9 protein-coding genes are annotated in these 12,008 nt (G+C 61.8%); 5 read left to right on the top strand and 4 right to left on the bottom strand.

The annotated features are described in order from the left end of the window. The first annotated feature begins 2 nt into the window (after positions 1–2). Genes V9F06_07035 through V9F06_07025 form a run of 3 tightly spaced genes read left to right on the top strand, consistent with a single transcriptional unit; the run spans position 3 to position 3,234 of the window. On the top strand, positions 3–1,037 hold the full coding sequence (locus V9F06_07035) for a phosphatase PAP2 family protein (GenBank protein ID MEI2617378.1): 1,035 nt from the start codon (positions 3–5) through the stop codon (positions 1,035–1,037). Then, the gene (hpt, locus tag V9F06_07030; GenBank protein MEI2617377.1) at positions 1,034–2,008 is read left to right on the top strand and encodes a hypoxanthine phosphoribosyltransferase; all 975 of its coding nucleotides are present in this window, start codon (positions 1,034–1,036) and stop codon (positions 2,006–2,008) included. Before V9F06_07035 ends, hpt begins: the two co-directional genes overlap by 4 nt. Before the next feature lie 2 nt (positions 2,009–2,010). Next, on the top strand, positions 2,011–3,234 hold the full coding sequence (locus V9F06_07025; protein MEI2617376.1) for a PQQ-dependent sugar dehydrogenase: 1,224 nt from the start codon (positions 2,011–2,013) through the stop codon (positions 3,232–3,234). A 28-nt stretch (positions 3,235–3,262) separates the two neighbouring features. Here V9F06_07025 and V9F06_07020 read toward each other — a convergent pair whose 3' ends face one another. The 3 genes from V9F06_07020 to V9F06_07010 all read right to left on the bottom strand — a co-directional run bounded on the left by V9F06_07020 (position 3,263) and on the right by V9F06_07010 (position 6,991). Next, positions 3,263–4,618, bottom strand: a complete 1,356-nt coding sequence (locus V9F06_07020; GenBank protein MEI2617375.1) for an aspartate aminotransferase family protein — start codon at positions 4,616–4,618, stop codon at positions 3,263–3,265. A gap of 83 nt (positions 4,619–4,701) precedes the next feature. After that, a complete protein-coding gene (locus V9F06_07015) occupies positions 4,702–5,964 on the bottom strand; it encodes an MFS transporter (GenBank protein MEI2617374.1) in 1,263 nt (420 codons plus the stop codon). Between the two features lie 61 nt (positions 5,965–6,025). Next, entirely contained in the window at positions 6,026–6,991 is a 966-nt protein-coding gene (locus tag V9F06_07010; GenBank protein MEI2617373.1) for a formyltransferase family protein, read from the bottom strand. Between the two features lie 35 nt (positions 6,992–7,026). Here V9F06_07010 and V9F06_07005 point away from each other — a divergent pair, with 35 nt between their 5' ends. After that, positions 7,027–7,335, top strand: a complete 309-nt coding sequence (locus tag V9F06_07005) for an oxidative damage protection protein (protein ID MEI2617372.1) — start codon at positions 7,027–7,029, stop codon at positions 7,333–7,335. Between the two features lie 3 nt (positions 7,336–7,338). On the opposite strand, the gene V9F06_07000 is transcribed toward V9F06_07005, so the two are convergent. Beyond that, positions 7,339–8,619 carry an ATP-grasp domain-containing protein gene (locus V9F06_07000; protein ID MEI2617371.1) on the bottom strand — a complete coding sequence of 427 codons (1,281 nt, stop codon included), beginning with the start codon at positions 8,617–8,619 and terminating at the stop codon, positions 7,339–7,341. Between the two features lie 173 nt (positions 8,620–8,792). Here V9F06_07000 and V9F06_06995 point away from each other — a divergent pair, with 173 nt between their 5' ends. Beyond that, on the top strand, positions 8,793–11,933 hold the full coding sequence (locus tag V9F06_06995; protein ID MEI2617370.1) for a glycosyl hydrolase: 3,141 nt from the start codon (positions 8,793–8,795) through the stop codon (positions 11,931–11,933). Positions 11,934–12,008: the final 75 nt, after the last annotated feature.

Here is a 12,008-nt window from a genome sequence, read left to right as displayed (position 1 = left end):
TCATGCCAGTGCCCATGAACGACCGGGATCTGGAGCTGGAAGAACCGGGAAACGAGGCGGCAGGGCCGTCCGCGTCCCGGCGCGCACAACTGCGTGCCTGGATGCTGCGCCGGCGCAGCATTCTCGTCCGAGTGGCGATCGCGATCGTCGCGATGACGGCGATCCTGCTCTTCAATCCGTCATTCTTCGGCTGGGGCTTCGCGGTCGCCGCGATGATCATTGCCGTCCCGATCTCGCGTTTTCGCGCCTACGCGGCGGCATTCCTGCCATATGGCGGCGCCTGGCTCGGTTTCACTCTACTGCGTTCGCTTGCAGATGAGACGGGTGTGCAACTCCGCACAACCCAGGTGACGGCGATCGAGCGCACGATGTTTGGTGGCGTCACCCCAACTATCTGGCTTCAGAGTCATCTGTTCGATCCGGTGCATATTCACTGGTATGACTACGTGACGACGTTCATTCATTGGTCGTACTTCTTCGTGCCGCACGTCGCCGCGATCATCATGTGGCGCAAGGCGCCGGACCACTACCGGCGTTATCTGATCGCGACGGTGATTACGCTTGGCATGGGACTGGTAGTTTACTTTCTGTCCCCGGCCGCGCCTCCGTGGCTTACCGCGGACCGTGCCCCTCAACAGGATATCTATCGTGTGATGGCCAACGTTGGACGGGATCTCAATTCTTCGCTCTACGATCGTACGTATAGCGCGTTGGGTGATCCGAATCCCGTCGCAGCAATGCCGTCGCTTCACGAGGCGATCACCTTTCTTGTGTTTCTATTCAGTCTGCGGGCCGGCTGGAAAGTGTCCGTGCCGATGGGCATCTACGCCGTTGCGATGGCGTTCTCGCTGGTCTATACGGGCGAGCATTACGTGATCGACACATTGGTCGGCGCGTCGATCGCGACCTACGCGTACCTCTATTCGGGGCGCTGGCTCACTTTCACAGCCCCGATCTTTCAACTGGTGAACCGTCGAACCGCGCCGCTGATCCCGCATGCGCCTGTCGCAAGCCAAGGGACGGGTCTGGGCGATTGAGCGAAGACGAGATGCCCGCGAACCTCGGCGAACAGGAAGACCCGGACGAACCCGGCTCCGTTGATCTCTCGCCGTTTGTCCACCCGGCCGAGGCGGACTTCGCTGCGTTCCTGGACTTCTATCGCATCCGATGGCAATACGAGCCGCGTTCGTTCGCGCTCCGCTGGCGAGACGGGCGTATCGCGCAAATGTTCACGCCGGATTTCTACCTGCCAGAGCAGGATCTCTATGTCGAGCTCACGACAATGAAGCAATCGCTCGTCACTCGGAAGAACCGGAAAATCCGTCGACTTCGCGAGCTGTACCCGACGATCAAAGTCGTCCTGCTGAATCGCAAGGGCTTTCACGAGCTCCTATCGCGTTTCGGCTACGGCGCGGTAGATATCACGTCACTCTCCGAGGACGACATCGAGTGGGTGTTGTTTTCGCAGTCGGAGATTCAGCAGCGCGTGCAGGCGCTCGGCAGACAGATCTCGACGGACTACGCGGGAGAATCACTCGTGCTCGTTGGCCTCTTGAAGGGGGTTACGTTCTTTCTCGCCGATCTCGCCCGAGCGATCACCCGGCCTCTTGTCATCGACTATTTGTCGGTTGCGAATCCCGACGACTCGCCAGATGGCGTGCATTTCGAGCGTGACCTGGACTATGACATCCACAACAGGCATGTCATATTGATCGAGGATATCGTCAACACCGGGTTCACGATGGACTTCGTTCTCGAACATCTCCGGGCCCGCGGGCCGGCCAGCCTGTCGGTGTGCGCGTTGCTCGATAAGGCCGAGCGTCGCATTGTCCCGGTCGATCTGCGATACGTGGGCTTCCAGATCCCCAACGAGTACGTCGTGGGATACGGGCTCGATCATCGCGAGCTGTACCGAAACCTGCCGTTCATCTGTGTGCTGAAACGCTCCACCTACGAGGATGATGAAACCGTGGGTATTGAGGCGGCGACTACCGGGCGGCTGGAATAGAGATGAACAGGATCTGGCTGCGCCGGTTGCTTGTGCTGCTGTCGGTAGCGGTCATCGGTTCCGGCTGCGCCAGTGGCGGCAGTTCCCCGCCGCCGGCCACAGCGACTCCCGCATCCGCGACGCCACCAGTGGCAGGATCCCTGTCTGAGAACCCCGTCATTGAGGCGAATCTGATCGACGTGCAGGTGGCCGGCCACACGTTGAGAATTCCGACTGGTTTGCGAGTGACGATCTTCGCGGAGGATCTCGGGTCGCCACGGTTCATGGCATTGGACGATCGCGGGGTTGTCTATGTCGCGGATCCGGCCGGCGGTCGCATCCTGCGTTTGCCAGATGAGAATGGTGACGGGGTCGCCGATAAAGCGACTGAGGTGCTTCGCGGTCTCGACCAACCTCATAGTCTCGCGTTTCATGGTGGCTGGCTCTACGTCGCCGAGACGAACGAAGTCGTCCGAAGCCGCGAAGATGCCGGGGTGTACGGCGCCCCGGAAATCGTCGTTCCGGACCTTCCGACGGGCGGCCACTGGTCACGGACAATCGTATTCGGCCCGGACGGGATGCTCTACCTCTCGATCGGCTCGTCGTGCAACGTCTGTAACGAACACGATGATCGCCGCGCATCCGTGCTTCGCTATAGCGCGGACGGGGGCGACGGCGCGCTATTCTCAACCGGGCTGCGCAACGCGGTCGGCCTTGCGTTCGACGCTAGCGGCCACCTCTGGGCGACGAACAATGGGCGAGATGGCATGGGTGATGATGTTCCGCCCGAGACGATCAACCTGTTGGCCCAGGGCGCGGATTTCGGTTGGCCCGGCTGTCATGCTGGTGACATCCCCGACCCTGAATACACTGGTGAGCGCGGCTGCAAGGGCGTCACGCAACCGTCAGTCCGCATGCAGGCGCATTCGGCGCCGCTCGGTCTGGCATTCGCCGATGCGACGACGCTCGGGGGCGCGTTCGAGGGTAGCTTGCTGGTCGCCTTCCACGGCTCCTGGAATCGCACCGTGCCGACGGGGTACAAGGTGGTGCTTCTGCCGTTCGTCGACGGACAGCCGACCGGCCAGACACTGGATTTTCTGTCGGGCTTCCTGCTTGCCGACGGCAGCAGCTGGGCCCGCCCGGTCGGTATTCTGCCGCTGCCGGACGGCAGCGTGCTCGTCTCCGATGACGCAGGTGGCCGCATCTTCCGTATCAGTCTCGACAGAAAGCGACCGTCCGGCAGCTAGACGCCTGACCAGACGGTCGCACCGATCATCACCCCAGCACGTCCACGATTGCGGTCTGGACGATGTTGGCGATCTGGCGTGCCTCGTCGCGGCTGAGGGTCAGCGGTGGCGAGATCGCGATTCCGTCGTTCGAGCAACGGACGATCAACCCGTGTTCGCGAGTGGCGGATTGAAGCTTGCCACCAGCATTGAAAGCGGGATCGAACTTCGCCTTCGTTTCCTTGTCCGCGACGATCTCGACGATCATCATCAAACCCTTGCCGCGGACTTCGCCGACGTGCTGATGGCCATCAAGCTCGCGGAGCTGCTCCAGCAGATACGCGCCCTGCTCGCCGGCGTTAGCGGCCAGCTGCTCACGCTCGATGATGTCGATATTCGCCAACGCTACCGCGCACGCGACCGGGTGGCCGGAGTACGTGAATCCATGCATGAACATCGCGTCGGGCTGGAGCATCTGTTCGTAGATCGCGTCGCTGACGCCCACTGCCCCAAGTGGGATATAGCCGGACGAAATGCCCTTTGCCAGTGACACGATATCGGGCTGGACATCATATTGTTCGACCCCGAACATGGCGCCGGTCCGACCGAAACCGGTGATAACTTCGTCGGCGATCAACAGGATGTCATGTCGTTGCAGCACCTCCGACACACGCCGCCAATAGGAGTCTGGCGGAACGATGACGCCGCCAGCGCCCTGGATCGGCTCGCCGATCAGTGCCGCGATCGTGTCGGCTCCCTCGCGGGCGATCGTTTCCTCCAGCTCGGCGATAAGCTTGTCAACGAATCCCGCGTCATCGAGATCCCCGGCGTTCCGGTATGCGTATGGCGCAGAGAGGTGCACGAAGCCTTCTGGGCGTGGGCCAAAATGTTGCCAGTAGGCCGGGATGCCGGTGGCCGAGAGTGTGCCCATCGCGATGCCGTGGTACGCATTCATACGTGACAGAATCTTGACCTTGTCACCCTTGCCCTGGATTGACCAGTAGTAGCGCGCGATCTTGATCGCGGACTCGTTCGACTCAGCGCCGCCGGACGTGAAGTTGAAGTGATTGATCGTTCCCGGCAGCATCCGGGCCAGCTTCGCGGCAAGCTCGATCACGGGTGGGGTCGCAAGTCCGAAGAATGTCGGTTGGAATGCGAGCTGCTCCAGCTGGGCGCGGCCGGCCTCGGCCAGCTCTTTCCGCCCGTGGCCCACATTCACATTCCAGAGGCCGGCAAACCCGTCGATGTACTGCTTGCCATCGGTATCCCAGAGGCGGGCACCCTCGCCGCGCTCGAAGATGAGCGCACCGGTCGCCGCGTGCTGACGAAGATTCGTGACAGGGTGCAGCATGAAGTCTCTGTCGAGTTGGACCAATCGGGAGGTATCGCTTGTCGTGGTGGCCATTTTCTCTTCCTCGTCTACGCGAAGGCGTCTTGCCGCCGACTTTTACGAGGCGAGAATAGCACGCGAGGACGTGGGTGGGTTGTTCAGGGAAGTTCCGGCTCCAGCCGGGCTGCTCCCGCCGATCGAGAATACAGCGCCAGAGACGCAGTCACGACTGCGCCGATCGCGCCGAACGCCAGCCACGGGATAGCGTGTCGCCCCAGCTCGGAAGCCAGGTCAAACAGCCAGCCGCCGAGAAGTTGGCCGGCTGAGCCGCCGATGGCAACGGAGAGCGCACTGAACCCGAAGTAGCTTGCAAGAAGGCCATCGCCTGCCTTTGACGCGATCCCCGCCACGCTCGTGTTCATGACGGGCTCGACGAGCACGCGGGCGACGGCTAACAGTGCGACACTGGCGAGAATGGTCGCCAGTCCGCCGCCGAGACCGATCGTAAGAAGCGCTACGCCGAGGAGCGCGACACCAGACGTGATGATCTGGAGCGATCCGAGTCGTCGCGACGCGTACTTGATCAGTGGAAACTGCAAACCGATCGCGACGAGTGAGTTGACCAGATAGATCAACCCCAGTGTGTTCGTGGTGCCGGTCAGGCGCAGGGTCTCGAGCGGAACCGTGATGTAGAGTTGCGTATTGAGCAGGTAATAGCCGCACATAATGATGCTGAAGACGACAAACGTGCGGTCTCGTGTAACGATTCCGATCGTCTTGAAAAGCCCCGGCGGCCGGACAATCCCGATGCTCGACCGGATACCTGGCGGGATCAGCAGCATTGTGCTCGTCGCGCCGACGATATACACGGCCGCCGCGACGACGCATACCATCGCGAAGCTGGTGCGGATCAGAAGAGCTCCGAGTAGTGGTCCGAGTGCCAGGCCGACATTCGAGGCCAGCGACCACATCGCGAATCCGTGAGTCCGATGATCCGATGGAACCAGCCTCGCCATCAGGGACCGGGCGCTCACCTCAAAAAATGCGCCCCCTAACGCGGCAACGAACGATGCGAGCAGCAGTCGCGGAAGATCGGTGGCGATCACGAACAGACCGAAGCCGGCCGAGCGGATCAACATGCCAATCGCCAAAACAGGACGATATCCGATCCGTTCGGCCAGCGAACCGGTGACGAGCATCAAGCCCTGCTGAGAGAACTGACGCACTGCCAGCGCGAGCCCGACCATCGCCGCGGTGAAGCCGAGCGACTCGGTGTAGTAGACCGAGACGAGCGGAATCAGCATGAAAAAGCCGAAGCTCATGACGAACGCCGTCAGAAGCATTGACCAGATGGCGATCGGCATCCCAAAGACGGGTCGCTGCCCGATATGATCGAGGTCAATTTCGGTGGCAAGCCGCATTCGCTAGTCTCCGCAAGGCCGTTGAACACGGCTCGTCATCGGAAATGTCGATCGGTATCCGTCAGCGTGGCTCCGTCGAAATCCCGGTTTCGGGCGGAATCGACGAACGAATCCTGAGCCAGCCATCTGCGAACTCGACCCATCGAGTCTCAGCCGCATCGATCGCGGCCGGCCCCTCGCCAGTGACGTACTGTAAAGCCTCGTCGACGATGATGTCGCCTGCGGGTGTCGCAATCGTTACCGGAACGTAGCGGCCGGCCACTCCGCGAATGAAGTTGTACGCGGCGCGCGCCGACAGGGTGGTATCAATGACGAAGTCACCCGCTGTTGGCCATGTCTGGTACGTCGCGCGAGTTTCGTCCTGCGCGGTAGGGAACAAGGCGTTCGTCGCCAGACCCGCGATCGTCTCGACGAGGAGTGCCCCGCCAGCGGTGGCGAGCAGATCGTTGAGCTCCGACTCGGTCGTTCCATCGGGATACTCCAGGTCCCGCTGGAGATAGATCGGGCCAGCGTCCATCTGGACGTCGAGCGCGTGAACAGTCACCGCAGCCTGTCCGTCGCCACGCCGGAGTGTCCAGAAGAGCGGATCTGGGCCACGGCCGGCCGGCAGGCGGCTCGGGTGGACATTCAGGGCGCCCAGCCTGGCGATCGCAGCCGTTTGCGGCGGGATGCGGGTCGGATAGCACGCGACGGCAATAACGTCGGGCGCGAGCGACGATACCAGTTGCCGGGTAGACGCCGAGCCGGTGCGCCCGATGTGGAACAACGGTGCTCGCACATGACTCGGTCCGGAGCCAGCCATCGGAAGCAGCGTGCGTGGTTGGGCCACCTCGACTGGCGCCATCCGGTCGTCTGGTCCGGGGACCAACAGCCCGACGATGTTCACCCCGCTTCGAGCACACGTCTCGACGACGATGCGAGTGAAATCACAGGGCAGACCAAAGAAGACTACACGGAGGGGCGGAGGAGTTACCGCCATGGGTGATAGAGTATTGGCGAAGTCCGACGAAATCTCGCGTCGATTCATATACTGGAAATCTCCGCGCTGGCTTGGAGGACGCGATGCCCCGAATGGTAATGTGTGTGAAGCTTGGTCGAGAGTTGCGTGCGCTCGAAGCACCGCCATTCCCCGGCGAGCTTGGCCTGCGCATCTTTGAGAACGTTTCCGAAGAAGGCTACCGCCTCTGGACTCAGCACGCGACGATCATGATCAATCATTACGGGCTGCACCCCGCTGATCCCGACACTCGCAAGCTTCTTCGCCGGGAGATGGAGGAGTTCTTCTTCGGTGAGAACGCCCAGGTGCCGGAAGGCTGGGTTGCTCCCGGCGCTGGCGCTCCATCGAAGGGCGCAGCTCCGCGCAAGAAATAGCGATCAACGCGCCACGACGGGCGTCGGGCTCGCGATTGACACGATGGGGTCGATCTGGATCCGCAATTGGCGGTGGGACTCGCGCAAGGTTGCCTCGACGGCAGATGGCGATTCCCCACGGGCGAAAATGAATCCCAGATAGCTCGATCCCTCCGGCAGCGGAACGATTGGGTAGTTCACCGGAGCCGTGATTTCGATGCCGGTGATACCGACCACCGCGCGAGCCGCGTCGATGCCATCGACCTCACGCAGGAGCCCTTTTGCCGGGATCGGAATCATCATTACGCCGACAGCGTTTCCGGTGCGATCGAACGACGGGATCGCCATTCCGACCGCGTGCCGGAGGATGATCTCTTCCAGACTCATTCCAGCGCCAAATGAGAGGATCGTAGAGCACAGACCGCCGATCGATCGGCCGGCCACTTCGATGAGCCATGCCCCGCGGTCATTGATCCGAAGCTCTGCGTGGATCGGGCCGTGGCGCAGGCCGAGCGCCGCCGCCGCGTCCGCTGTCTCACGAGCGATTGCGGCCAGAATCTCCGGAGCATGACCGGACGGCGTGACGTAGATCGTCTCCTCGAAAAATGGCCCGATGAGAGGATCGGGCTTGTCGAAGATCGCCAGGATGTGCAAATCCCCGTCCGTTAGCAATCCCTCGACCGCCACCTCGTCACCGGGGAGGTATTCCTCGATCAGAATCTGAGGATCGCTCCCGTCCGTCACCTCATCCAATGAAATCGCGCCGGTTCGGGTGAAGGCTGCGACGAAGCCGTCCGCGTCGTCGGCGCGGATAACCCCTCGACTGCCAGAGAGCCGTATCGGCTTCACGACGCATGGATACTCCAGCGTCTCAGCGATGGTCCGTGGATCACTGGGAACGGGATGAACGACGAACCAGGGGCTCTTGACCCCGGCGTTTGCGAGCATTGTCCGCATGAGGAGCTTGTCTCTGGCCGCGGCTGCTGCGTCGGGGGAGTTATGAACGAACCCAAGCTCTCGAGCGCCCAGCGCCGCCAACTCCGTCGCTGCGTCATCGACCGATAGCACAGCGTCGACGGCTCGCTCCCGAGCAAGCCGGACGACATCCGGGAAGGCCTGCTCGATATTCGCAAAGCTGACGGCAAGGTCCTGGTGCCAATACTCGCGGAGAAGTTCGGGCATGTCCGTCACCGAGACGACTTCGACTCCGACATCGGCTGCCGCCTTGAGAAACGCCCCGGCTCGGTAGGTTGATGGCGACATCAGTAGCATCACGCGTGGGGAATGAGCTCGATCTTCATGCATGGGTCACCCTGCTCCGTCAGCGACGCGAGAATCAGTCTGCCGAGAGTGTACCCTCGTTTCCACCGACTTTGACATTACCGAGGAACGAGTCGACAATCGGACGGCAATGGCGGCGCCGCACAGCGGCCCGTCCAACATCGGGAGTGTGAGTGGGCGTTATCAAGGAGGACTCAATGGACCCGAAGCTGATCGAATCGGTACGTTGGCGTGAGATTGGGCCTCACCGTGGCGGTCGAGTCGTCGCGGTGGCTGGCCATCCGACTGAGATAGGAACGTTCTACTTCGGCGCGTGCGCGGGTGGTGTCTGGAAGACGACGAGCGGTGGCGCATACTGGGAGAACGTCTCAGATGGCTACTTCGGGACATCGGCGATTGGCGCGATCGCTGTCCCCGTTTCCGACCCGAACGTGATCTACGTCGGCACCGGCGAGTCTGAAATCCGCAGCAATGTCTCGCACGGGGATGGCGTCTACAAGTCGACCGATGGTGGTCGTTCGTGGGTGAACCTGGGCCTGAAGGACACGCGACACATCGGAGACATTGAGGTCCATCCGACGAACTCTGATCTTGTCTACGTAGCGGCGCTCGGTCACGCCTGGGGTCCGAATGAGGAACGTGGTGTCTTCCGTTCGAAGGATGGCGGCAAGAACTGGGAGCGCGTGCTCTATAAGAGCGACCAGGCCGGCTGTCACGACATCGCCATGGACGCTTCCAACCCACGGGTGCTCTTCGCGGCGATCTGGCAGGCACAACGACACCCACATACGCTGGCGAGCGGCGGCGAGGATAGCGGCATCTGGCGCTCAATGGATGGCGGGGATACGTGGGAGGACGTTACTCGACATCCGGGTCTGCCAGAGGACGCCGTGCTCGGCAAGATCGGCGTTACGATCTCCCCGGCGCAGGCTGGACGTGTCTGGGCGCTGATTGAAGCGGAAAACGGCGGGCTCTTCCGATCGGATGACTACGGGGATACCTGGACGAGACTCACCGAGAACATGGATCTGCGTCGCCGGCCCTGGTACTACATGCACGTCTTCGCCGATCCGTCCGACGCTGACACGATCTGGGTGCTGAACGTCAATTGTTGGAAATCGACTGACGGCGGCAAGACCTTCGACCAGATCCCCACGCCACATGGCGATAATCACGGACTCTGGATCGACCCGGAGAATTCAAGCCGGATCATCGAAGGAAATGACGGGGGCGCTTGCGTCAGCTTCGACGGAGGCCGGCACTGGTCGACGATCCTCAATCAACCAACCGCGCAGTTCTATCACGTCACCACCGATAACCAGACGCCCTACAACATCTACGGATCGCAGCAAGATAACTGGGCGATGAAGCTGCCGAGTGTGGGGCATGAGGGCGCGATCACCTGGACCAACTATGTCGAGCCGGGCGGTGGCGAGTCAGGCTATATCGCAGTCAGCCGAAAAGCGCCGCACCGCGTCTTTGCTGGAGGCATCGGCACCGGGCTGGGCAACGGCCGAATGCTTGCCTGGAATCCTCTGAGCGGCCACAAGCGCAACGTCACAGTCTGGCCCGAGGTGGTCGGATTCGGGGCCGGCGCGGCGGCCATGAAGTACCGATTTCAGTGGACGTTCCCGATTGAATTCTCTCCTCATGACCCAGACGTGCTCTATGCGTGCTCGAACCATGTCCACAAGTCAACTGACGAGGGTGAGACCTGGGAGGTCATCAGCCCGGATCTGACGACGAACAACCCCGAGCTGCTCGGGTCTTCAGGCGGTCCGATCACCGCTGACAACTCCGGCGCGGAGGTTCATTGCACGATCTTCGCGTTCGTCGAATCTCCGATCGAAGCCGGTGTGCTCTGGGCTGGATCGGACGACGGAGTCGTCCATATCTCCCGTGACGCCGGCAAGACATGGAACAACGTCACACCAGATGGCCTTGAGAAGCCCGCGATGGTTTCGATCATCGAGGCATCGACGTTCAATGCCGGGACGGCGTATGTGACGGCGACGCGGTACAAGGTGGACGACCTGAAGCCGTATATCTTCAGGACGTCTGATTACGGCGCGTCGTGGCAACTTGTGACGGACGGCATCCCAGCGGATGAGTTCACCCGGGTTGTGCGCGAGGATCCGAGTCGCGAGGGACTGCTGTACTGCGGCACCGAGGTGGGTCTGCACGTTTCGTTCGATCGAGGGGACAACTGGCAGCCGTTCCAGTCCAACCTGCCGGTTGCGCCGATCCACGACCTGACGATCAAGAATGACGATCTGATCGCTGCGACCCACGGCCGCTCCTTCTGGCTGCTCGACGACCTCTCACCCCTGCACCACGCTGAGCAGGGCATGGAGGGCCAGAACGTTGTGCTGTTCAAGCCGCGCGACACGACGCGCTACCGGGTATATGGGCGAGCGTTCGGCCGTACGCCGAACGTTACAAACTACAAGATGACTGGCCCGGTGACTGTTGCGTACCGGCCGACCGAAGCCCCGAGCGGCGCTCCAGAAGAGTCGTTCCTCGATGCCGGCGCAAACCCGCCCGACGGCGTGATCGTGCACTACTACCTCAAGAACAAGCCAGAGAGCGACATGAGGCTCGATATCCTGGATATCGAAGGCAAGATTGTTCGCTCATACTCCAGCGCCGCAGACGAGAAGCCGAAGCTGTTGGCTCAGCCAGGGAGCCACCAGATCGTCTGGGATATGCGCGGCACGAAGCCGACAGCTCTCGAAGACGCGGGAGCGCAAGACCGATTTGCCCAGATGATGGAATCGGCCGTTGCGCCGCGAGTCGTTGGCGGCATGTATCAGGCCCGACTGACGGTTGACGGGCATGAGTTGATGGAGAGCTTCCGCGTCTTGCCGGACCCACGGATCGACGCCGACGATCGCGCGCTCGCGGAACAGTTCGAGCTGAAGTCGGCGATTCGCGATGAGGTCTCGCGCATCCACGAGGCGCTGAACCAGTTGCGATCCGTCCGTGGCCAGCTGAACGCATGGTCAGATCGCGCCGGAAAGGATGACGCCAACAAGGGTATCTACGAGCAGGCGGCCAAGCTCAAGGCTGATCTCGACGCAATCGAGGCAACCCTGCTCAGTGTGAATGCCAGCAAGCCACGCCCCGGCGCGTCTGCCATCCGGGAGAAGCTGGTGTCGCTCAGCATCATGATTGACGAATCTGATGATCGCCCTACTCAGGGTGGGCGGGATGTCTACGCAATGCTTGCAGACCAGGTCGAGACAACGACCGCACAGCTGCGTCGAGCGCTCTTCGATGATATCGCCGCGTTGAACAAGAAGATCTCGAGTTCGGCGTTGCCGCCGATCGTCGGGTAGCCGCTCGACCCGATTCGCGAATACTCGTCAGGCCGGCCCAAGCGGGCCGGCCTGACGCACGCTGGCCGCACGGTA

Source organism: Thermomicrobiales bacterium (assembly GCA_037045155.1).
Lineage (GTDB): Bacteria > Chloroflexota > Chloroflexia > Thermomicrobiales > CFX8 > JAMLIA01.
The sequence above is the reverse complement of the archived record's forward strand: the minus strand, read 5'-3'. Positions and strand labels throughout refer to the sequence as shown.

Coding starts and splice junctions, on each gene's coding strand:
- V9F06_07035 (MEI2617378.1), top strand. CDS start 3: ATGCCAGTGCCCATGAACGACCGGGATCTGGAGCTGGAAGAACCGGGA.
- V9F06_07025 (MEI2617376.1), top strand. CDS start 2,011: ATGAACAGGATCTGGCTGCGCCGGTTGCTTGTGCTGCTGTCGGTAGCG.
- V9F06_07020 (MEI2617375.1), bottom strand. CDS start 4,618: ATGGCCACCACGACAAGCGATACCTCCCGATTGGTCCAACTCGACAGA.
- V9F06_07015 (MEI2617374.1), bottom strand. CDS start 5,964: ATGCGGCTTGCCACCGAAATTGACCTCGATCATATCGGGCAGCGACCC.
- V9F06_07010 (MEI2617373.1), bottom strand. CDS start 6,991: ATGAATCGACGCGAGATTTCGTCGGACTTCGCCAATACTCTATCACCC.
- V9F06_07005 (MEI2617372.1), top strand. CDS start 7,027: ATGCCCCGAATGGTAATGTGTGTGAAGCTTGGTCGAGAGTTGCGTGCG.
- V9F06_07000 (MEI2617371.1), bottom strand. CDS start 8,619: ATGCATGAAGATCGAGCTCATTCCCCACGCGTGATGCTACTGATGTCG.
- V9F06_06995 (MEI2617370.1), top strand. CDS start 8,793: ATGGACCCGAAGCTGATCGAATCGGTACGTTGGCGTGAGATTGGGCCT.